The sequence below is a fragment of the Curtobacterium sp. VKM Ac-2922 genome (genome assembly GCF_022815645.1).
Taxonomy (GTDB): Bacteria; Actinomycetota; Actinomycetes; order Actinomycetales; family Microbacteriaceae; genus Curtobacterium.
Genome location: NZ_JALGRO010000006.1, coordinates 114692 through 136162, shown reverse-complemented (window position 1 = coordinate 136162; position 21471 = coordinate 114692). Strand labels below are relative to the sequence as shown.

Annotated in this window: 23 protein-coding genes; 6 read left to right on the top strand and 17 right to left on the bottom strand. The window is 72.6% G+C overall.

Annotation, left to right across the window (positions count from 1 at the left end; all coding sequences use genetic code 11):
- Positions 1-74 precede the first annotated feature (74 nt).
- Positions 75-695 (bottom strand): hypothetical protein, encoded by a 621-nt coding sequence (locus MT346_RS08995; RefSeq protein ID WP_243562671.1) that lies wholly within the window; start codon positions 693-695, stop codon positions 75-77.
- A 127-nt stretch (positions 696-822) separates the two neighbouring features.
- Here MT346_RS08995 and MT346_RS18395 point away from each other — a divergent pair, with 127 nt between their 5' ends.
- Positions 823-1563, top strand: a complete 741-nt coding sequence (locus tag MT346_RS18395; RefSeq protein ID WP_243562669.1) for a helix-turn-helix transcriptional regulator — start codon at positions 823-825, stop codon at positions 1561-1563.
- A 39-nt stretch (positions 1564-1602) separates the two neighbouring features.
- Here MT346_RS18395 and MT346_RS08985 read toward each other — a convergent pair whose 3' ends face one another.
- The 8 genes from MT346_RS08985 to MT346_RS08950 all read right to left on the bottom strand — a co-directional run bounded on the left by MT346_RS08985 (position 1603) and on the right by MT346_RS08950 (position 9744).
- On the bottom strand, positions 1603-2157 hold the full coding sequence (locus MT346_RS08985; RefSeq protein ID WP_243562667.1) for a hypothetical protein: 555 nt from the start codon (positions 2155-2157) through the stop codon (positions 1603-1605).
- 143 nt (positions 2158-2300) lie between these two features.
- The gene (locus tag MT346_RS18390) at positions 2301-3833 is read right to left on the bottom strand and encodes a cell wall metabolism sensor histidine kinase WalK (RefSeq protein WP_243562664.1); all 1533 of its coding nucleotides are present in this window, start codon (positions 3831-3833) and stop codon (positions 2301-2303) included.
- Positions 3830-4552, bottom strand: a complete 723-nt coding sequence (locus MT346_RS08975) for a response regulator transcription factor (protein WP_243562663.1) — start codon at positions 4550-4552, stop codon at positions 3830-3832. Before MT346_RS08975 ends, MT346_RS18390 begins: the two co-directional genes overlap by 4 nt.
- A 10-nt stretch (positions 4553-4562) precedes the next feature.
- Positions 4563-6734, bottom strand: coding sequence for a glycosyltransferase family 39 protein (locus MT346_RS08970; protein ID WP_243562661.1), 2172 nt, complete (start codon positions 6732-6734; stop codon positions 4563-4565).
- A 201-nt stretch (positions 6735-6935) separates the two neighbouring features.
- Positions 6936-7748, bottom strand: a complete 813-nt coding sequence (locus MT346_RS08965; RefSeq protein ID WP_243562660.1) for a fructosamine kinase family protein — start codon at positions 7746-7748, stop codon at positions 6936-6938.
- A gap of 34 nt (positions 7749-7782) precedes the next feature.
- Entirely contained in the window at positions 7783-8364 is a 582-nt protein-coding gene (locus MT346_RS08960) for a putative toxin-antitoxin system toxin component, PIN family (RefSeq protein ID WP_243562800.1), read from the bottom strand.
- Between the two features lie 30 nt (positions 8365-8394).
- Positions 8395-8832, bottom strand: coding sequence for an excisionase family DNA-binding protein (locus MT346_RS08955; protein WP_243562659.1), 438 nt, complete (start codon positions 8830-8832; stop codon positions 8395-8397).
- A 63-nt stretch (positions 8833-8895) separates the two neighbouring features.
- Complete coding sequence (locus tag MT346_RS08950) at positions 8896-9744, bottom strand: LysR family transcriptional regulator (protein ID WP_243562657.1); 849 nt, start codon at positions 9742-9744, stop codon at positions 8896-8898.
- A 70-nt stretch (positions 9745-9814) separates the two neighbouring features.
- Here MT346_RS08950 and MT346_RS08945 point away from each other — a divergent pair, with 70 nt between their 5' ends.
- On the top strand, positions 9815-10837 hold the full coding sequence (locus MT346_RS08945) for a DMT family transporter (RefSeq protein WP_243562655.1): 1023 nt from the start codon (positions 9815-9817) through the stop codon (positions 10835-10837).
- Here the strand turns inward: MT346_RS08945 and MT346_RS08940 are convergent.
- Positions 10815-11666, bottom strand: a complete 852-nt coding sequence (locus MT346_RS08940; RefSeq protein WP_243562653.1) for a zeta toxin family protein — start codon at positions 11664-11666, stop codon at positions 10815-10817. The two genes, MT346_RS08945 and MT346_RS08940, sit on opposite strands and share 23 nt — an antisense overlap.
- Positions 11667-11689: 23 nt before the next feature.
- Entirely contained in the window at positions 11690-12238 is a 549-nt protein-coding gene (locus tag MT346_RS08935; RefSeq protein WP_243562650.1) for a hypothetical protein, read from the bottom strand.
- Between the two features lie 66 nt (positions 12239-12304).
- On the opposite strand from MT346_RS08935, the gene MT346_RS08930 reads away from it, so the two are divergent.
- Complete coding sequence (locus MT346_RS08930; RefSeq protein WP_243562647.1) at positions 12305-13282, top strand: hypothetical protein; 978 nt, start codon at positions 12305-12307, stop codon at positions 13280-13282.
- Here the strand turns inward: MT346_RS08930 and MT346_RS08925 are convergent.
- Positions 13221-13919, bottom strand: a complete 699-nt coding sequence (locus MT346_RS08925; protein WP_374202520.1) for a CoA pyrophosphatase — start codon at positions 13917-13919, stop codon at positions 13221-13223. The genes MT346_RS08930 and MT346_RS08925 overlap by 62 nt on opposite strands.
- Positions 13920-13928: 9 nt before the next feature.
- Positions 13929-14429: a MarR family winged helix-turn-helix transcriptional regulator gene (locus MT346_RS08920; protein WP_243562646.1), complete on the bottom strand. Its 501-nt coding sequence runs from the start codon at positions 14427-14429 to the stop codon at positions 13929-13931.
- A gap of 62 nt (positions 14430-14491) precedes the next feature.
- Between MT346_RS08920 and MT346_RS08915 the strand changes: the two genes are divergently transcribed.
- Both MT346_RS08915 and MT346_RS08910 read left to right on the top strand, forming a co-directional pair.
- On the top strand, positions 14492-14860 hold the full coding sequence (locus tag MT346_RS08915) for a VOC family protein (RefSeq protein ID WP_243562642.1): 369 nt from the start codon (positions 14492-14494) through the stop codon (positions 14858-14860).
- 34 nt (positions 14861-14894) lie between these two features.
- Positions 14895-15749 (top strand): UbiA family prenyltransferase, encoded by an 855-nt coding sequence (locus MT346_RS08910; protein ID WP_243562639.1) that lies wholly within the window; start codon positions 14895-14897, stop codon positions 15747-15749.
- A gap of 91 nt (positions 15750-15840) precedes the next feature.
- Here the strand turns inward: MT346_RS08910 and MT346_RS08905 are convergent, their stop codons facing one another.
- The 3 genes from MT346_RS08905 to MT346_RS08895 form a co-directional block, all read right to left on the bottom strand.
- Complete coding sequence (locus tag MT346_RS08905) at positions 15841-17004, bottom strand: NAD(P)/FAD-dependent oxidoreductase (RefSeq protein WP_243562636.1); 1164 nt, start codon at positions 17002-17004, stop codon at positions 15841-15843.
- A gap of 91 nt (positions 17005-17095) precedes the next feature.
- The gene (locus MT346_RS08900; protein ID WP_243562634.1) at positions 17096-18307 is read right to left on the bottom strand and encodes an acyltransferase; all 1212 of its coding nucleotides are present in this window, start codon (positions 18305-18307) and stop codon (positions 17096-17098) included.
- Between the two features lie 34 nt (positions 18308-18341).
- On the bottom strand, positions 18342-18914 hold the full coding sequence (locus tag MT346_RS08895; protein WP_243562632.1) for a TetR family transcriptional regulator: 573 nt from the start codon (positions 18912-18914) through the stop codon (positions 18342-18344).
- Positions 18915-19015: 101 nt separating this feature from the next.
- Between MT346_RS08895 and MT346_RS08890 the strand changes: the two genes are divergently transcribed.
- Positions 19016-19921: an SDR family oxidoreductase gene (locus MT346_RS08890; protein ID WP_243562630.1), complete on the top strand. Its 906-nt coding sequence runs from the start codon at positions 19016-19018 to the stop codon at positions 19919-19921.
- Positions 19922-20136: 215 nt separating this feature from the next.
- Here the strand turns inward: MT346_RS08890 and MT346_RS08885 are convergent, their stop codons facing one another.
- Complete coding sequence (locus tag MT346_RS08885; RefSeq protein WP_243562628.1) at positions 20137-21435, bottom strand: NAD(P)/FAD-dependent oxidoreductase; 1299 nt, start codon at positions 21433-21435, stop codon at positions 20137-20139.
- Between the last annotated feature and the right edge of the window lie 36 nt (positions 21436-21471).

Below are 21471 nucleotides of genomic sequence, written 5' to 3'. Positions count from 1 at the left end.
CTGCTGATGCTCGGCAGCGCGGCCATGCGGACCGGAGCACGCCCCTGTGGTGGCGGTAAGAACGTCCTCGGTGGTCAGGACCCCTGTCGGCGCCGGCCGGCCTCGGACCGCAGCACCCGCATCAGGATGTCGGTCCGAGTGGCACTCGCCCCGACCGGCGAGCCGAGTGCCCGCCGGCAGGAGAGCCCGAGCCGGGCGCCGCCGGCTCCTCGGATCCCCAGCGCCCAGGCGCTCTGGCCGGTGAAGGTCTTCCGCTCCTCCGGCTCGAAGTCGTCGATCTGCTCCCACGTGATCTCGGCCACGGGGTCGGCGCGTGCACCGTCCCACGCGTGCAGCCCGATCGCGTCGGCCGTCCACAGGCGCGGTTGGTCGCCGCGCTCGACGGGCACCCCGAACGTCGGCAGTTCACCCCGGTAGGCCCGGCTCACCGGCACGAACAGGCTCGGCTGCTCGGTCCACGCGCGGGCACGGGCGACGGCGGCACGATCCGCACGGCGCAGGACCCACCCGCCGACGGCGAGCCCGAGCGCCAGGACGACGCAGAACCACGGCAGGGGTGCGAACCGCGGGAGCAGCAGGATCCCCCCGACCAGCCCGGCAACCCCGAGCAGCGACGTGCCCACCGCGGCCTTCCCCAGGCGGGGGAACGCCCCGCTGCGCAGCTGCTGGACCCAGGGTTCGCGTTCGTACGGCACACCCCGAGCCTGGCAGACGACTTCCCCTCGTGTTCACCCGCGTCGCGGACGGCCGGGTGGACCGATCGGTACACTGCGAAGCGCGACACTCGTCGGACAGGACGACGGGTGCTGACGAGGGGGCACCGTGGCCGGACCGGACGACGTCCATCGTTCATCGACGCTGCTGCCCGGCGAACGACTGGGTCTCGGCCTCGACGACCGCTCGGACGAGTTCGCCCGAATGCTCCTGGCACCGCCGCTCGACGGCATCCGGCCCGCAGGTCACGACTGGCTGCGTGAGCGCTACGCCGAGATCGTCCCCGTGGTCCTGCCCGCTGCGCTGCACGCCGTCGAACACGGCACACCGGTCGACTCCGAGGCCCTGTCGGCACTCCGCGCCCTCGCCGCCGACCGGGCGACCGATCCGCGGGTCGACGTCGCCGTCGCGTTGCGTGGGGCCGTGCCGGCGCTGCGCGTCTTCACGCTGGTGATGCGGACCGCCACGCAGGAGCACCCGGGACGCGCGATGCTCGCGATGGGGCGTGCCTCGCTCGTCGCACACGAACTCGGGACGTGCTGGTTCGAGGCCTGGGCGCAGCAGCGACGGCGGACGCCGGGCATCGACGACACCGACACGGACGTCGAGCTCGTGGCAGCCGTGCCCGGACTCGACGAGACCGAGGAGCAGATGCTGGCGCTCGCCGCGCAGGGCTTGTCGAACGACGCGATCGCGAAGGAGACCGCCTACAGCCGGCAGGCCGTCGCCTGGCACCTCGGGCGGCTCATGCGCGCGTGCGGTGCGCCGAACCGGACGGCACTCGTCTCCGTCGCCTTCGTCCGGGGCTGGCTCCGCTCACGGTCCGGTCGACACGGCGACACCCCCTGAGACCCGCGGGCCCCAGGGGGTGTCGGTCGTGCGGTGTGGTCAGCCGCCGTTGACGCTGATGACGTTGTCGGTCCGGACGATGTTGCCGAACGCGCCCCAGTTCAGCCAGCCGCCGTCACCGTTGTTGGTGATCTTGCCGGGGCCCTTGAACCAGTAGATGACGTAGTTGCCGCCCTTGATGTCGATCGACTGGGCGTCCGCGACGTCACCCTCGACCGTGATGTCCTGGTTCTTGTTCACCACGGCGACCGTCAGGCGGTCCGGGTTGCCGGCGTTCCAGTAGCCGACGTCGAGCGCAGCCTGCACGGCGCCGCCCCGGTCGCTCTGGTCGTTCACGGCGTCCTTGATCGCGTTGACGATCGCGACCGGGTCGAGGTTGACGTTGACGTTCCCGCTGCCGCCGACGCTGCTCGAGGCGGACGCGGTCGGTGCGGGCTCAGCGGCCTGCGCCGGGGCTGCGACGAGCGCTCCGGCGATCATCGCGCCGCCGAGTGCGGTGCCGGCGAGTGTCTTCACGGTCTTGGTCTTGAACGAGTTCATGATCTTGATCCCATCTCTGCAGTGGTGGCCGGTGTGGCCGTCGTGCTCGGACATGACCCATCCTGCGAGCGCTGGGGGCCGGACGCACGCGATCGGCCCGGACGTTGGACGATCGTCTGAAACCCGGGCCGGACCTCCCGGTTCGCCGCCCGTTCCCACCCGCCGAGTGGCACCCTGCCGCCCCGTCCCCGCGCCGGTCAGGACGCGGGCAGGGACACCGTGAACGCCGTGCGCCCGGGCTCGGACGACACCCGGACGGTCCCACCGTGCGACTCGACGACCGCGCGGACGATCGCCAGCCCGAGCCCGCTGGTGCCGTGCTCGCGGGATCGCGACGCCTCGCCCCGGGTGAACCGGTCGAACAGCGTCGGCAGGGCGACGTCCGGGATCACCGGTCCGTCGTTGGTCACGACGAACACCGCACCGGAGGCCGTGGTGCGCCGCAGGGACACGACCACGGTGGTCTCGGGTGGTGTGTGCGTCCGGGCGTTCGCGAGCAGGTTCGTCACGACCCGCCGCAGCTGCGCCGCGTCGCCCGGCACCACGACCGGCTCGTCGTCGACCTGCAGCTCCCACCGGTGGTCCGGAGCGGTGGCGCGAGCGTCCATCGTCGCTTCGACGACCACGGACGTCAGGTCGACCGGGTCCGTCGCGGCGGGTGCCGGACCGGCGGCGAGCGCTGCCGAGTCCAGCCGGGCCAGCAGCAGCAGTTCCTCGACCAGGGCGCCCATCCGGACGGCCTCGTGCCCGATGCGGTCGACGTTGCGGTGGACGGCGTCGAGGTCGCTCGTGCTCGACGACAGCTCGGCGTAGGCGCGCACGGTGGCGATCGGCGTCCGGAGTTCGTGCGAGGCATCGGCGACGAAGGTGCGCATGCCCGACTCGGCGTCGCGACGGACGGTGAGCGCGCGGCCGACGTGCCCGAGCAGCCGGTTCAGGGCCGTCCCGACGGCGCCGACCTCGCGGTTGCTGCTGAGGTCGGCCGTGGCGACGCGCACGGTGATGTCGGTGTCGCCGCGCTCGAGGTCGAGCGAGGTCACGCTCGACGCCACCGCCGCGACGTGCTCCAGGGGACGGAGCGACCGCCGCACGAGCATCGCGCCCGCCCACACGGCGACGAGCAGCCCGACGAGCGTGACGCTCCCGATGACGACCACGAGCCGCACGATCGAGGCCCGCAGGTCACCGAGGGGCAGGGCGGTGACGAACACGTCGCCGTCCGAACCGACGGCCTCGGCGCGGTAGGTCCCGAGCGACCCGAGCGTCACCGTGACCGGCTCGCCGTCGGTGGCGACGGTCGCCAGGGTCCGCTCCTGCGCCGCGCTCAGGCCGTGCTGCTGTCCCTTCGCGTCGGTGTACCCGGCGAGCACGGTGCTGCTGCCGCGGAAGATCGCCACGACGGTGTCGGCAGACTGCCCGGGCGCACCGATGAACGCGTTGCCCGGATCCGGACGGTCCGACGACGACCCCGAGCCCGACGACGACCCCGAGCCCGACGACGACCCCGACCCGGACGAGGACCCGGACCCCGGCGGCGGCTGCCCGTCACCCGGCCCCATCGTCCGGCTCGCAGCGGTCGCGAGCTCGGCGTCCAACCGCCCGACCAGGTACCCCCGGTAGGCCACCACCGTCACGATCCCGACCACGACGTTCGTCAGGACCAGCAGCAGCGCCACCGCCCCGACGATCCGCCACCGCAGCGACGGCACGCGCGCCGAGCGGTCCCTCACGGCGTCGCCGGCCGCAGCACGTACCCGGCGCCCCGGACGGTGTGCACGAGCGGCGAGCGTCCCGCGTCGACCTTGCGCCGCAGGTACGACACGTACATGTCCACCAGGTTGGACGACGACCCGAAGTCCATGCCCCAGACGTTCGCCAGCAGGTGCTCCCGCGACAGCACCCGGTTCGCGTTCCGCGCCAGGTGGCGCAGCAGCTCGAACTCGGTCGGGGTCAGCTCGATGGCCTCGCCGCCCCGGGTGACCGTCCGCGCGTCCTCGTCGAGCACCAGGTCGCCGACGGTGATCCCCACGGATGCGGTCGCCGCCACGCGGGCCGAGGTCCGGGCCAGGATCCGCGCCCGGACCAGCAGCTCGGCGACCCCGAACGGCTTGGTCAGGTAGTCGTCGCCGCCCCGGGTCAGGCCGGCCAACCGGTCCTCGGACGAGTCCCGGGCGGTCAGGAACAGCACCCGGACGTCGTCCCGGGCATCCCGCAGCCGCTCCAGCACCTGGAACCCGTCCAGGTCCGGCAGCATCACGTCGAGCACGATGACGTCGGGCTGGAACTCGCGCGCCGCGAACAGCACGTCCCGACCGCGGTGCACGGCACGCACCGACCAGCCGTCCGCCTCGAACGCCTGGCGGACGGCGTCGGCGAGCGCGTGCTCGTCGTCGACGACGAGGGCACGGACGGGCGAGCCGTCGGTGCGCTGGAGCGGCTGGTCGGACATCGCGCCGAGCCTACTTCGCGACGGTCAGGTCGTAGACGGTCTGGCCGCCGACGGTCGTCGACGAGTAGTTCGCGGCCACCCACTCCTTGATCGCCGACGCCGTGGAGGACCCGCCACCCATCCCGCCGCCGTTGCCCGAGGCGATGTAGTACGCGATCTTGTCCTCGGCCACGTACGCCTTGAACTCGGCCAGCGTCGGGGTCGGGTCGCTCGACCAGCCACCGATCGCCATCACCGGGGTGTTGCTGTCGAGCTCCAGCTGCGCGGCGGACTGCGATCCGTCCACCGCGGCGGCCCAGGTCGTGTCGGTCTGCGCGAGCAGCTTGGTCAGCGCGGCCGAGGTCGTCGCGCTGCCAGCGCCCATGCCGCCACCGTCGGTCGCCTGGTCGCCACCACCGGACGGGAGGCCCGTCCCCGACTCCGTCCCGGAGGTCCCGGTGCCGGGCGCCTCGCCGTCGGTGCCACCCGGCATCTCGCCGGAGGTCCCGCTGGGCGGGGTCCTACCGTCCGGCGGCGTGCCGCCGGGACCCTGCTGGGTGCCGCTGTCGGAGCCGTCGTTCTCGGTGCCGGCGGCCGATCCGCCGGGGCCACCCGAGCCTCCCGGCATGCCGCCGCCCATCCCGCCACCGGAGGACCCCGACGGACCGACGCTCGGGATCGAGCCGGAGTGCGCCACCGTGGTGGTGGCGAACGCGTAGGCGGTGGTGCCGGTGAGTCCGAACAGCGTTCCGGCCAGCACGCCGACGGTCACGAGCTTGCGGAGCGACGGGATGCTCCCCACGATGATCGCGAGGGCGGACAGCAGGCCACCGGCGAGCATCACCCAGCGCAACCACGGCAGCCACGTCGGGTTCTCGTTGAGCAGGCACCAGCCCCAGAAGGCCGTGCTGCCCACCATGGCGGCCAGACCGAGGCGACCGGTCATCCGGGTGCGGGCCCGCCAGAGCAGGGCGCCGCCGGTGCCGACCAGGCCGGCGATCGCCGGGACGAGCGCGACCGTGTAGTACGGGTGGATCGTGCCGGACATGTACGAGAACACCAGCCCGGTGACCAGCAGCCAACCGCCCCACAGCACCAGACCCGCGCGTGCCGGATCGGCCACGTGACGACGTCCGACGACGACCAGGCCGAGCACGAGCGCGATCAACGCCGCGGGCAGCAGCCACGAGATCTCCAGGCCCATCTCGGACGAGAACAGGCGGTTCAGTCCGGTGCTGCCGCCGAAGGACGAACCCGCGGTGCCGCCGGTCGTGCCGCCGCCCCCGCCGCCGTTGCCCGAGCCGCCGAAGATCCGGCCCAGGCCGTTGTAGCCGAACACCAGGTCGAGCACGGTGTTGTTCGTCGAACCGCCGATGTACGGGCGGGCGTCGGCGGGCCACAGCCACACGGCGACGACCCACCAGCCGGCTGCGACGACGAGCGACCCGGCAGCGATCAGCAGCCCGACGATGCGCTTCGGCACGGTGGTGCGGGCGGCGACGAGGTACACCAGGCCGAACGCCGGCAGGACGAGCAGCCCCTGCAGCATCTTCGTCAGGAACGCGAACCCGAGCGCGACACCGGCCAGGGCGATCCACCGCCAGCTGCCGCGGGGGAGGGCCCGCACCGTGCAGTACGCGCCGGCGGTCATCAGCAGGACCAGCAGGGCGTCCGGGTTGTCGAAGCGGAACATCAGCGCCGCTGCCGGGGTCGCTGCGACGACGAACCCGGCGAGCAGGGCGCCGACGTTCGCGGTCGTCGACCCGAGCCGGGCCAGGGTGCGGCGGACCGTGCCCCACACCAGCGCGACCGATCCGACGGCCATCAGCGCCTGGGGCAGCAGCAGGCTGGTGCTCGAGAAGCCGAACAGCCGGGCGGACAGCACCATCACCCACAGCGACGCGGGCGGCTTGTCCACCGTGATGAAGTTCGACGAGTCGAGCGAGCCGAAGAAGAACGCCTCCCACGACTTCGTGCCGGCCTGCACGGCGGCGGCGTAGAAGCTGTTCGCGTACCCGGACATGCTGAGGTCCCAGCAGTACACGACGGCGGTGACGACGAGCAGCAGCCAGAACGCCGGGCGGAGCCAGCGGGCGTCGGTGCGCTCGCCGAGGAAGAGCCGGGGGACAGCTCGGCGACGCGTGGGCGCTCCCGGGTGCGCACGGTCGCGACGGTCGGTCACGGGGATCGGGTACGTGGTCATGGCAGTGAGCCTCCGGGGTGTTCCCCGAACGGCCCCATGCGTCACCTGTGCGCCGGGTAAGGAGCTGCGCGCGGTCCCGACCCGTCTCGTGCGACCTTGGCCGCCTGGTGCGCGGTTGTTCCCTCGCACCAGGCGATCAACCTCGCACCGGGGATCAACCGCGCACGGCGCGAGCCCAGCGAACCTCGCACCGTGCGACCGTCAGGCGTACCGGCGCGCTGCCCGGAGTGCCGCGTCCGTGTACGACCCGCCGAACAGCAGCACGTGCAGCAGCAGCGGCGCCAGCTGGTGCAGCTCGACGCGCTCCTGCCACCCCGCCGCCAGCCGGGACTCGGCGTCGTACGCCGCCAGCACGGTCTCGAGCCGGGGCAGTCCGAACAGCGCCAGCAGTGCCAGGTCCGTCTCGGCGTGCCCACCGTGCGGTGTCGCGTCGATCAGCACCGCCCCGGTCGGCTCGGACGCATCGCGCGGCCACAGCACGTTCCCCGCCCACAGGTCGCCGTGCAGCCGCGCGGGGCCGTCACCGACCAGTGCGGGCTGCGGGGAGCCGAGCGTGCCGTCCTCCAGTCGGTCGGCGACACGTTCGAACACCGCGGCCTCGGAGCCGTCGTACCCGCCCGCGTCGACGATGCGCTGCACGAAGTCGCGGATCCGGTACTCCGCGAAGAACTCGCCCCACGTGTCGGGTGCGTCGACCGCGGGCACGAAGGGCGTCCGCGACCGCCCGACGCGCATCGACCCGACCGCCGGGAACCCGGGCGACGGGGCTCCCCAGTGCGCGGCTCCGGCGGCGTGGGTGTGCGCCAGGGACCGGCCGAAGCGCTCCGCCTGGGCCGTCGACGGCGCGGTGTCGGAGACGAACTCCAGCTCGAGCACGGTCGGCCGCGGTCGTCCGAGCACCCGGGCGATGCGGGTGCCACCGTCCGGTTCGGCCTCGGCGAGCCACTCCAGGCCGGCGGCTTCGGCAGCTGCCTCGTTCGGGTCGGTGAAGGTCTTCACGTAGGTCTCGGCCATCACCCCATCCTGCCGAGGACCCCTGCACGCCGGGTCAGCACCGGTGGTCGTCGTTCCCGATCGCCGCGAGGTGCGCGCGGACGCGGTTCGCGAACACCGGGCATCCGGCGTCATGGAGCGCTGCCACCAGCGCCTCGGCCGGATGCGATGTCCGCGTTGCCCAGTACTCGACCTGCTGCAGGCACACGTCTCGAACGGCGGCTGGAGCCATGTCGTCGATGCGGGTGAAGAACGCGTCGCACCCGGACACCAGGTAGTGGGACTGCGGGGCAGCAGCGAGGCCGCGGTCCTGTGTGCGCAGGACGTCTGCGCGACAGGCGACGGCGGCCGCGTGGACGTGTCGGTCATCGGGGTCGTTGCCCGCGTACGGCACGGTCGCGTCGAAGTCGTCGACCAGTTCGTCGATCGACGCGAGGACGGCTGCACGCAGCCGTGTCACCGCACCACCCGGGCGTTCGGGGTGGAGCCGACGCAGCGTGTGCAGGACCTCGGCGAGGACGTCTTCAGTCGTGTGGAGCTGGAAGAGCCCGTCGACCCGTGCTCGGAGCAGGCAGGTCCAGTCGCGGAGGGTCCGGCTGCACAGCACGTTCGCGTCCACGAACACACGCTGATGCATCACATATCGAGCGTACCGTCCGCGCCCCGGTCAGTCGAAGGCCTCGCCGGCGACCAAGAGCTCGTGCGTCGCGGCAGCCCGTGCGATCTGGCGATCACGACGGAGCGCGAAGACATCGTCGCGGACGAGTCGGTGGTGCGACCCGACCTTGTGTGCGGAGATCTCCCCACGACCGATCATCTTCATCAGTGTCGGCCGTGAGACACCGAGCAGGTCGGCCGCAACAGTGGTCGAGAGTTCGCGCGGCAAGGCCATCGCGGTGACCGCAGCGCCCGTGCTCAGTGCCTCGATGGCCTGTGTGACGACGTCGACGAGCGCGCTCGGCAGCTGCACGGTCCGGTCATCGTCGAACACGGCGTGCATCGAGGCGATGTGTCGCGAGGTCGACGCCGTCACGAACTCCTGTGCAGACGACTGCACCGCCTGGTCCACGGCAATCCGCCGACGCTCGGTCGTCACAGTCTCCATCGCGCCTCCGCTCTCGTGTGCTGGGCTCGACGGTACGCCAGTTGCACTTGTGAGTGCAACCCCTCACACCGCGTCGACGAGCGCCCTCGCCAGCGGGTGCCACGGCCGCGAGGACGGCCCGCTCAGCACCAGCGTCCGCACGAGCCGGGGCTCGGTCGGCACCATCACCAGGTCGTCGGGCAGCATCACCCGACCGAGCGTCGGCACGATCGACACCCCCTCGCCCCGCTGGATCATGCCGAACATCGTGCTCATCTCCCGCACCCGGTGGGCGTACCGGAACGGCTGCCCCGCGATCTCGTGCATGCGCTGGATCTGGTACTCGCACCCGCCACCGCCGGCGACCAGCCCGTCCTCGTGCAGGTCGTCGAGTGTCAGGGGTGCGGCGTCGGCGAGCGGGTGGTCTCGGCGCACGACGGCGGCCATCTCGTCGGTGGCGACGACCACGCCGCCGGGCGGCATCGTCGCGGGGTCGACGAGCACGGCGGCGTCCACGGTGCCGGCTTCGAGCCAGTCGGGCATCTCGTCGTCGTCGCCCTCGTAGACCTGCACGTCGACGTCGGGCAGGGTCACCGCCCACACCTCGCGCAGCCGCGGCAGCAGACCCTGGCACACGGTCGGGACGGCGGCGAGACGCACGGTGCCGCGCGCCGTACCGGGCCGGACCACGGCCTCCAGGGCGTCGACCGAGGCGATCGCGGTGCGGGCGTGACCGAGCAGGCGGTCGCCGAGCGGGGTCGGGACGGCGGCGGTGCCGCGCTGCAGGACGGGACCGCCGAGCTCGCGCTCGAGCCCCGCGACGGCGTGCGAGACGGCCGACTGACCGACGCCGAGCGACCGAGCGGCGGCGGTGAACGAGCCGCTGTCGACGGTGGTCACCAGGGCCCGGAGCTGTGCGATCGTGACGGACATGCGTACTCCTCATGGGCGCATGAGGCCGATGCGTTTGCCTCATGCCGGTCGATGGCTCGACACTAGCGGCATGAACGGCATCCTGTTCGTCCTGGTGGCGCTGACCTGGGGCTCGAGCTTCCTCTTCATGAAGATCGGGCTCGAGGGCCTGTCGCCGCAGCAGGTCGCGCTCGGACGGGTCCTGCTCGGCGCGCTGACCCTGCTGGTGATCCTGCTGGCGACCCGTCGTCGCTGGCCACGCTCGAAGGCGCTGTGGGGGCACCTGCTCGTGCTGGCGGTGTTCCTGAACGCCGTGCCGTCCTCGCTCGTCGCGTGGGCGGAGCAGAGCGTGCCGAGCGGTCTGGCGAGCATCTACAACGCGACCACCCCGATCATGGTGCTGCTGGCGATGCCACTGCTGCTGCCTGCCGAACGGCTGCGTGGCCGGCAGCTCGCCGGGGTGCTGATCGGGATCGTGGGCGTGCTCGTCCTGGTCGGCCCGTGGGACCTGATCGGTGACCCGTCGGTCCTGGCGACGGTGCCGGCACAGCTCGCGCTGCTCGGCATGACCGCCTGCTACGGCTTCGGTCTGGCCTACATGCGGCGGTTCGTCGCGGGCAGCGGCCACGACGCCGTCACCCTGACCACCGTCCAGCTGACGCTGGCCGCCGGGCTGATGCTGCTGGTCGCGCCGGTCACGGCGACCGCCCCGATGCAGCTGGACTGGAGGATCGTGGCCGCGATGCTGGGACTCGGGTGCGTCGGCACGGGGCTGGCCTACATGTGGAACACGGGACTCGTCCAGGCCTGGGGAGCGGCGCGCGCCTCGACCGTCACGTACCTGACGCCCGTGGTCGGCGTGGTGCTGGGCGTGCTGGTGCTGGGGGAGCGGGTGCGGTGGAACGAACCCGTGGGCGGTGTGGTGATCCTGGTCGGGATCGCGCTGGCCTCCGGGGTGCTGCTGCTCCGGCGGCGTCGGGTCGTCGAGCGGGACGCCGTCGATCAGGCTGTGGTCGCGACCGACACCGCAGCGGCTCCGGCTGGTGTTCCGGACGATGTGCCCTCGGTCGCGCCGGAGACGCCGCAGGCCGTCAGCCGATCCGCTCGACCCTGACGTCCCAGCCCAGGTCGGCGGCCCGTCGTTCGAGCTCGGACACGTTCGACCGGCACAACGACTGCCCGGCGCCCGGGTAGTAGCGACGGATGGCCGCGGCCGGTACGAACCGGCCGCCCAGCGGGTCGTCGGTGCGCCGGACCTGCCACCAGCGGGCCGTCGCCTGCTCGAGGGCCGCGTCGAACGGCACCTCGACGTCGACGATCCGCAGCCGGTCGTACCCGGCGTCGTCGAGTTCGGACAGCAGGTCGTCCAGGTAGTCGACGCTCGACAGGGTGCCGTGCACCACGACGTTCTCGCCGTCGCGCAAGGACCGGCGGCGCAGGGTGTCGGCGACGGCGGTGGACTCGGCGTGCACGTACGCGGCGAGCTCCCTCGGCCGGACGGGGGCGCCGTCGACCAGCACTCGCGTCGTCCACGCGTCGAGCAGTCCGTCGGCTGAGGCGCGTTCGAGCAGTGCGTCCTTGAAGTCGTCCGCGTCGATGTGCCGGTAGGCGTCGAGCTCGGGCATCCGGGACAGCGCCGTCGTCTTGCCCGAGCCGGGAGGCCCGGCGGTCACGACCACCGCGAGGGTGCCGTCGTCGGACGGTGCCGGCGTCTGTGCGGTGTGTGCGGCGAGCAACGTCTCGTGCAGCTTCAGCCGTTCGGCCGTGTACAGGAAGCCGTCCGGGGCGTAGCGCAGGCGGGTGCTGCCGGCGGGGTCCTCGGTCCACGGGTCGTCCAGGCACGCCGCCTGCAGGAAGGCCGCCAGGTCTGCGGCGGTGCGGTCGCGCAGGGCTCGGTCGTCCGGGGCGGCGCTCGTGCGGAGTGCGTCCGGTTCGGTGTTCACCGTGTGTGCGTCCGGCTCGGTGTTCACCGTGTGTGCGTCCGGCCGAGCCGCCCGGCGATCGCCTTGCGCACGGTCTCGTACTCGCCCTCGCTGATCAGCCCGTCCTGGAACGCCGCCGCCAGTTCCTTCGCCGTGCCGGTCTGCGCCGCGGCGCTGTCGTAGCCGGAGTCGCGGGCCGGGATGCGGTGGGTCATCACCATCGTCGAGAGCTCCCGCACCATGGTGTCCGAGTCGATCAGGCCGGCCTGACGCTGCGAGATCACCTCGCGCGGCGACGGACGCGATGCCGTCAGCCCGCGTCGGGTCAGCCGCCGCGAGACCTCGGGTTGCGAGATGCCGGCCAGTCGGGCGATGTCGCGTTCGGACACGCCCAGGTCGGCGAGGTCGAAGATGCCGCGCCGCAGTTCCATCTCGGCCAGGTGCTGCTGCTCGCGGGAGTGCAGCACGCTCAACACCGCTGCCCGCACGGCCGCGGTGTCGCCGCCCATCCGTGCCGCCAGCGCGTCGACCAGGTGTTCCACGTCGTGTCGTGTCCGGCGCCCGGCTCCGCGTCGGGGGTCGAGGTTCGTCATGCTGACTCCGTTCCCGCTGACGCCGATCGTACCGCTGCGGACGGGGCGGTCCGCCAGGATGGGGTCGTGCGCACACGACTGATCGGCCGCGGGACGCTGACCGGCTTCCAGGTGGGGGTGGCCTGGGCCGCGGGGCTCTGGATCGCGGTCGTGGCCGTCGTCCCGACCACCGACCGCGACCGCGCCGCCGACTTCGCCGTGGCGGCCGCGGCGCTCGCCCCGGCACTCGTCCTCGTCGCGACGGCCGTCGGCACCGTGCTCGCCGCCCTCGTCGCACCGGTCCTGGCGCGCCGCGGACCGTTCCGGTCCACCGTGCTGACCGTCTTCGCGCTCGTCGCGTTCTGCTGCTGGGGGTTCGTCGCCCAGGTGGTGCCGGCCAACCTCCTGCTGCGTCTGCCCGCCGACGGTGCGACCGGCAACACGGTGGTGCTGATCGTCACCGCCGTCGGTGCCGTCGTCGGGACTGCAGCGTCGCTGGTCGGGGCCGTTCGCCCGCTCCGGCGTCCGACGGCAGCGGTGGTGCGTCTCGTCACTGCGACCACGGTGCTCGGCGCTGCTGCGGGACTGCTCGGGTGGTGGCTGCGGCGCGGGAACACATCGTGGGCCTCGGGCCTGCCGGCCAGCGGCGACTTCATCGGCGCCGGCTTCGCCCAGGTGGACCTCGACGCCGACTGGGTCTGGGCTGTCGTCACCGGCGCGGTGCTCGGCGTACTCGTCGGGGTCGGCGCGGCCTGGACCGGCCGCCGGGTGTCGGTCGTGCCGATCGCCGCGCTCGCCGCTGCCGGGGCTGCGTTCGTCACGTCCGTGACGGGTGTGGCGTTCCCGGCGATCGACTTCGGAGCACCGATCGCACGGTTCCCGTCCATCGTCTCGCTGGCATGGTCGACGGGGACACTGCTCCCGGGGGAGATCGCGGTGACGGTGCTCGTCTGGGCCGCGGCCGGCGCGCTGTTCGGCGTGCTCGGGCTGGGCCTCGAGCGCGTCACGCGGGGAGCGGCACCTCGTGCTGGCGGTCCCATGGTTCCTCCCACCCCAGCCGGGTGAACAGCGCGTCGAGCAGTGACGCCGTGAAGCCCCAGACCACGTGTCGGCCGGTGTCGGTGTCGATCGTGAACGCCGGCCCGCGCCATTCACGGCCGTCCTGACGCAGCACGGTGACGCCCCGGTGGGTGGGGTCGAGCAGATCGGCGACGGGCGCGCGGAACACGGCGGCGGACTCGCCCTCGTCGACGACCCGCACGGGCGACGGGTGCTGCCACCAGCCGAGCACGGGTGTGACCAGGTGCCGTGAGAACGCGAGCGGCACAGCGGGCATCGCACCGAGCACCTCGACACCGGTCGGGTCGAGCCCGGTCTCCTCGTGCGCCTCGCGGAGCGCTGCCGCCGTGGCGTCAGCGTCGCCCGGGTCCAGCCGTCCGCCGGGGAAGGCGACCTGCCCCGGGTGCGCTCGGAGCGTCGTGGCGCGCGCGAGGAGCAGCACGTCGAGGTCCTGCGCGACGGCGGCATCGGCAGCGCGGTGGTCGCTCGGGACGTCGTCGAGCACGCCGAACAGCATGAGGACTGCGGCCTGACGGGGGGACTCGGCTGCGGGGACGTCCGACACCAGGGGGCGGAGGTCCCCGCGGACGGCGGCGGCCAGCTGGGCGTGTGCCGTTGCAGGCCGCTCGGTGGATCCGGTCACCATCCGAGCCTACGGTTCGACCGGCGTCGTCGCGGTCGTCGTCGGCGTCGTGGTCGTCGTCGGCGTCGTCGCCCGGAGGGACCGGACCATGCTCCGCAGTGTCGTGCGTGCTGCCTGCAGCGCATCGGCGTCGAGTCCGTCGAGCATGCGGACCTCGACCGCGCGGACCGCCAGGGTCGCCTGGCCGAGCAGCCTGCGGCCCTTCGGTGTCAGTCGGGTGGGTAGCACCTTGCCGACCGGCGCGGCTTCGGGACGGGAGACCTCGCCGTTCCGCTCGAGCGCCTGCAGCAGGACGTTCATCGACTGCCGGGTCACGAACGTGCCCCGCGCCAGCTCGGAGTTGCTCGACCCCGGTCGCTGCGCGAGCAGCTCGAGGCACGAGTAGTGCGTGATGGTCATGCCGAGCGGCCGGAGGGCACCTTCCATCGCGGTGCGCAGGGCACTGGCGGCTTCCTTCAGCAGGTACCCGAGCGAGGTCTCGAGATCGATCCCGTCGTCCACTTGACTCATGTCAGCATTCTGACATAGATTGACTCGTGTCAGCCAACTGACACACACCGAAGGAGCCCACCATGCCGGTCACCGGACCCGACTTCATCTCGCTGCAGGTCACCGACCTCGACGCCTCGCAGGCCTTCTACGAGCACTACCTGGGCCTGGAGCGCTCGCCGGCCGGGCCACCGCACGCGGTCGTCTTCACGACCAGCCCCGTCGCCTTCGCCCTGCGCGACGTCGTCCCCGGCACCGACATCGCGGGTCAGGCGCAGCCGGGCCTCGGCGCCGCGATCTGGCTGCACGCCACCGACGTGCAGGCCATCCACGACGCGCTGGTCGCCGACGGACACACCATCGTCGCGGACCCGATCGACGGACCCTTCGGTCGCACGTTCACGTTCGCCGACCCGGACGGCTACCACGTGACCCTCCACGACCGCGCCTGACGCCCACCGTGGCCGCGGTCCGTAGGCTCGGCGCATGACGTCACCGGTGCGACTGCTCCTCGCCTCGTCGCACCCGGGCCCGACGGTCACGGTCACCGTGCTGGCTGCGGTCATCGCCGCCGCGGTCGGCCATCCCGTCCGGCTGGTCGTCCTGGTGGCGCTGACCGTGGTCGCGGGGCAGCTGTCGATCGGGTTGGCGAACGACTGGATCGATGCCGACCGCGATCGCGCAGTCGGCCGCTCCGACAAGCCCGTCGCGCAGGGCCACATCGCCGCTGGCACCGTCCGCAACGCGGCCTTCGGCACAGCGGCGGCCGCGGTCGTGCTCTCGCTGTTCCTCGGGCCGGTCGCCGCGGTCGCGCACCTGGTGCTGGTCGCCGCCGGGTGGGCCTACGACGCGGGCCTGAAGCGGTCGATCTGGTCCGTGGCGCCGTTCGTCGTCGCCTTCGGTCTGCTCCCGGTGGTCGCCGTCTCCGCCGGTCCCGCGTCGCAGCTGCCGGCGCCATGGGCCATCGGCACCGGGGCGGTCTTCGGCATCGCGATCCACTGCACGAACGTGCTGCCGGACCTGGTGGACGACGCGGCGACCGGCGTCCGCGGGTTCCCGCACCGACTCGGCCTGCACGCCGCCGGGGTCGTCGCGTTCGGGGCACTGGTCGTCGCCGCCGGGCTGGTCCTGTTCGGGCAGCTGTCCGGCGGTGACCCGGTGCGCGGCCTCGGGGTCGTCCTCGCCGTCGTGGGCACGGTGGTGGTGGTCGTGCTGGCTGTCGTCGGCGTGCGTCTGGTGCTGACCGGGCCACCGACGCGCACGCTGTTCCGGTTGGTGATCGCGTCGTCGCTCGTGCTGGTCGTCGAGCTCGGACTGGCCGGGGCGCGGCTCGTCGCCTGAGCAGCGTGGCTCAGGACGGCAGCGGCAACGGCGACGGCGACAGCAACGGCTACGGCTACGGCTACGGCTACGCCTACGCCTACGCCTACGCCTACGCCCAGCGCATCGCGTACTGCCGCGCCAGCACGCCCGACGACGGCAGGCCCAGCACCGTCCGCAACAGCACCTCGCGTCCCAGGATGCCGAGGCCGGCCGCCCGGCCACCGAGCAGCATGTTCGCCTCGGCCTGCCGCGCTGCCCGCCGAGCGACCGCCTGCCGGTGCGCGGCGTACGCGGGCCACGGACCGGCCGATCCGGTCCGGACGCCCTCGGCCAGCAGCGGCGCCAGCTCGGCGGCGTCGAGCCAGCCGAGGTTCATGCCCTGACCGCCGATCGGGCTGATCTCGTGCGCGGCGTCCCCGATCAGCACGACCCGCCCCACGCCCACCCGTCCGGCCTGCCGTCGGCGGATCCGGAAGCCGCTCAGCATCGAGTTCGTGGCCGGGTCCGGGGTCGCCCCCGTGCGTCGATGGACGGTGTCTGCCAGGGCGCCGGCGTCGACCTCGTCCGCAGCTGGCGTCCGTCGACCGACGAGTGCGACGTACCGACGACGTCCGTCGGGCAGCGGGAAGGACTCGACGACGCCGTCCGGTCCCACGTCGACCAGGGCGTCCCGGCGGGCAGCGACGGGCTCGGGGTCGGCGAAGTCACCCATCACGTAGCGGTCCGGGTAGTCACGCCCGGTCGTGCCGATGCCGAGCAGGTCGCGTACGGTGCTGCGGGCACCGTCAGCGCCGACGACGAAGGACGCCCGCAGCGCGACCGGGCTGCCGTCGGGGCCGGTGCCGACCGCGTCGACGTGGTCCCGGTGGCGGTGCAACGCGGTGAGTGCGGTTCCCGTGCTGACCGCTCCGGGTGCCGCCGCATCGAGGCCTGCGCGCAGGATCCGCTCGGTGCGGTGCTGGTCGATCGTGACGACGTAGGGATGTGTCGCCGAGGCCTGGTCGAAGGACAGCGTCCCGAGTGTCCGGCCGCGGCTGCGAGCGATGCCACGACGCACCAGCGCAGCCTCGGCCAGCACGGGCACGGCGACGCCGATCGCGGCGAAGGCGTCGAGGGACGGCGGGTGGATGCCGATCGCCCTCGACCCGGTGGGCGCTGCGTCTCGGCGCTCCCAGACCTGCACGTCGACGCCGGCATGGGCCAGCAGCGCGCCCAGGAACAGCCCGACGGGCCCACCGCCGACCACCAGGACTCCGGTCCGCGCAACGGTCACGCCCTGAGCCTACGGAGCAGCCGGGCCGGCGGGGGTCGTGAGCCGGATCGCGCGACGGACCGGCCCGGGCCGCCCCGTCGCGCCCCGCGCCTCAGCGAACGGTCTGCGTGGCGGAACGCTCCGCTGCCAACAGGCGCCGGGCCTCCCGGAACCGTCGGCGGAGCTGCTCCACCGGGACCTCGACCGCGTAGGCCGCGCCGACGGCCACCAGGATCGCCGCACCGAGCAGCCACACCCAGTCGAACGCCCCGAAGGCACTCGATGCGACCGTGCCCAGCAGTGCGATGACGAGCGGGTGCCAGAGGTACGCCGAGTACGAGACCCGGCGGCCGAACCAGGCCATCGGCGTCCACGACAGTGCGATCGACAGCGGGCTGCGCACCGAGACCAGCCCGCCGATCAGCAGTGCCGAGACGACCCCGGTGGCGGGCAGCAGCAGGCCGAAGGTCCACGCGTGCTGCGTCCAGTCGTCGTCGATCCAGAACTGCACGGCTGCCAGCACCACGATGCCGATCCACGTGCCGAGGTGCCCCGCGAGGCCCCTGGCCCAGGCGCGGACCCGCTCGTCGTCGAGCAGCAGTGCGAGCAGGCAGCCCGTCGCGAGCGGCACCAGGCCGAGCACGGGCGAGAAGTACACGTCCGGCGTCGATCCGCTGCCGGGGGTCCGGTAGCTCAGCCACGACCCGACCGAGGCGGCGACGATGACCACCGCGAGCCCGGCCATGAGTGCACGGCGACGAGCCCGGAGCGCGAAGAGCAGCACCAGGACCGGCGGCCAGACCAGGTAGAACTGCTCCTCCATCGACAGGCTCCACGTGTGCGCGAAGACGCCCTGCGTGGTGTCCCAGAACGAGCGGAACAGGTTGCCCGTGTAGCTCAGGGCGATGAACGCCGCTTCGCCGGGGCCGAACGACGCGCCCTTGTAGTCGCCGACCCACGACCACAGGGCCAGGCCGACGACGACCATCACGAGCAAGGCCGGGTAGAGCCGGAGCAGCCGCTTCAGCCAGAACGACCCGAGCCGGATCCGCCCGGTGCGCCGGTGCTCGCCGAGCAGCAGCGTGGTGATCAGGAAGCCGGAGAGCACGAAGAAGACCGTCACGCCGATGAAGCCGCCCTCGAAGCCGGCGACGTGCAGGTGGTACAGCATCACGATGACGATCGCGACGGTACGCAGGCCGTCGAGCGCGGTGGCCCGGCTGGCGAGTGGGGATCGGTCGGCGGGTCGCCCGGTCGCGGGCTTCGCCGGGGCAGCGGTGGCCGCGGGGGCCGCGGGGCGCTGGGTCAGCGTGCTCGTGGACATCCATCGAGGATGCTCCGGCTCCCCATGAGCGACCTCAGTGTCCGGGGTGCAACAACTCCGTCAGGGCCCGCATCCGCTCGTGGACGATCTCGCTCAGGGAGCGGTCCTCGTCGGGGGCGATCCACTGCTGGAACGACAGGTGGAACACCGTCACGCCGGTCTCAGCGGCCAGGGTGGCGGCCGGTTCGGTCACGCCACGCTCGCGCAGCGCCTGGCCGATGCGGACGGTGAGCGTGGCCAGTTTGCCGAGTTCGCGTTCCCTCAGGGACGGTTCGCCCTCGATGATCGGTTGCCGCATCTGCGACCAGGCACGACGGTCGTCCGGGAAGAACGAGCCCGTCGCCTCGAGTGCCTGGGCGATCAGGTCGAACGGTGCCGTGTCGTCCGGTGCCTGGGCGATGGGGTCGAGGAACAGCGCGACGAAGTCGTCCTGTCCGGAGAACAGGACCTCGCGCTTGTCCGCGAAGTGCCGGAAGAAGGTGCGCTCGGTGACCTCGGCTGCGGCGGCGATCTCGGCGACGGTGGTCTGCTCGAACCCGCGCTCGGCGAACAGCTGCAGCGCCACGGACATCAGGCGTTCGCGGGTCCCTGGTTGCCATCGAGCCATACGGAGAGTCTACTGATGACAGCGGCTGACATGGGGTGCTACGGTGATGTCAGTGGGTGACATCGATTGCTCACGACCCGATGCGTCTGGAAGGACCACCCATGCACGTGTTCGTCACCGGAGCCTCCGGCTGGATCGGCTCCGCCACCGTCGACGACCTGGTCGCCGCCGGTCACCAGGTCACCGGCCTCGCTCGTTCCGACGCCTCGGCTCGCGCGGTCGCGGCCGCCGGCGCCACACCCCTGCGCGGCGACCTCGACGACCTCGACGCCCTGCGACGCGGTGCGTCGGACGCCGACGCGGTGGTGCACCTGGCCAACAAGCACGACTGGTCGGACCCCGCGGCCACGAACGCGTCGGAGCGTGCCGCGGTCGAGGCACTGGGCGAGGTCCTGGTCGGCACCGACCGTCCGTTCGTCGTGGCCTCGGGGATCGCCGGTCTGGCGGGCGACCGACCCGCGCTCGAGACCGACCCGTCGCCGTTCTCGGGACCTGACGCGATGCGCGGGGGCAGCGAGAACCGGGCGTTCGACTTCGTCGAGCGGGGTGTCCGCACCATCGCCGCACGGTTCGCCCCGACCGTGCACGGCACCGGTGACCACGGCTTCATCGCCCTGATCGTCGCCGCAGCACAGCGGCACGGGGTGTCCGCCTACGTCGGCGAGGGCACGAACGGCTGGTCCGCGGTGCACCGCTCGGATGCGGCACGTCTGGTGCGGATCGGGCTCGAGCAGGCGCCGCCAGGCACCCGCCTGCACGCCACGGCCGAGACCTCGGTACCCACGCGAGCCATCGCCGAGGCCATCGGCGCTGCACTCGGGCTGCCGGTCACGTCCGTCGACCCGGCCGACGCCGTCGCGCACTTCGGCTTCATCGGGCAGTTCTTCGGCATGGAGATGTCGGGCGACTCCACGGCGACGCGTTCGCTGCTCGGGTGGCAGCCCGTCGGACCCACGCTCGCCGAGGACATCGCGGCCGGCGCGTACTCCGGGGCGCGCGCGGCGTAGGCCGGCCACGGCCGGACAGGAGGCTCGTGGCGGCCGCACCCCGCGCCTCCCGTCGTGCGGGGGTCGCGCTGGTGCGCGCCTGGTCGCCTGGTGCGGGCGTGTTGCCTCGCACGGGGCGGCCAGCCTCGCACGGGCGGACGAGCTCGCACCGGATGGCGGACCCGGCACCGTGCGGCCAGGGCCAGGGCCATGGCCATGGCCAGGAGCCAGGGCCGTTACTCGGCCTTCTGCATCTGCCAGGGTTCGGGCTCGCGGTCCCCGTTCGGCCGCACCGGCCGGACGTCACCGACGATCGGGATCGAGCGCTTCCGCATGAACCACAGGTAGCGGACGAAGAAGTGCGACAGCGTGGACAGCCGGTTGCCGTTGCCGAGCAGCGACGCGATGTGCACCGCGACCCAGGCCGCCCACGCCACGGGCCCGACCATCGTGATGCCACCGCGCAGCTGTGCGACCGCCGCGTTCGTGCCGATCGTCGCCATCGTGCCCTTGTCGAAGTACTTCAGCGGCTCGGTGGGCTTGCCGTGCATGGTGCGGACGATCTGCTTGGCGATGTGCTTGCCGCCCTGCAGCGCCGGCTGCGCGAGCTGGGCGAGCGCGTCGTCCTGCGCCGCGATGTCCCCGGCGGCCCAGATGCCGTCGACGCCCTTCACGCTCAGGTCGTCGTTCACCTGGATGCGACCGCCGTGGGTCTGCGGCATGCCCCAGTTCGACACCTCCTTGTGCGCGGCCACACCGGTCGCCCAGATGACCTGCGACGCCGGGATGAACTCGCCCGAGGCCGTCATCACGCCGTCCTGACGCACCTCGGACACGCCCGTGTTCAGGCGGAGCACGACACCGCGCTTGCGCAGCACCTTCGCCGCGTACCGCCGGAGTCGGGGCGCGAAGGGCTTCAGCAGCTCGCCGCTCCGGTGCACGAGCGTGATGGTGATGTTCCCGCGGCTGATCTCCGGGTACGCGCTCTCGAGAGCCTGGTCGCGGAGCTCGGCCAGCGCTCCGGCCATCTCGACACCCGTCGCGCCGCCGCCGACGATGACGATCCGGATCTCGTCCGGGCCCTGGTTGGCGGCCGCTTCCTCGAGCCGGGTGAACAGCTCGTCGCGGATGCGCAGGGCCTGCGAGCGGGAGTACATCGAGTACGCGTACTCGTAGGCGCCCGGGGTGCCGAAGTAGCTCGTGTTGACGCCGTTGGCCAGGATCAGGTGGTCGTAGTGCAGGTCCTCGCCGTCGGACATCTCGGCGATCTTCTCGTCGGGCCGGATGTTCGTCAGCAGCCCGTGGCGGAACTCGGCGTTGTCCTGGCGTGCGCGCAGGCTGCGCAGGAAGTATGTCACGTCACCCGCGTTCAGGCCCCCCGTCGCCACCTGGTACATGAGCGGCTGGAACATGTTGTAGACGTGGCGGTCGACGAGCGTGATGCGGACCGGTGCGTCGGCGAGCTCACGCATCGCGGCGATGCCGGCGAATCCACCGCCGACGATGACGACGTGCGGGCGGGTGTCCTGCGGCATGGTGAGCTCCGTGGGTGATGCGGTCAACGGCACCCC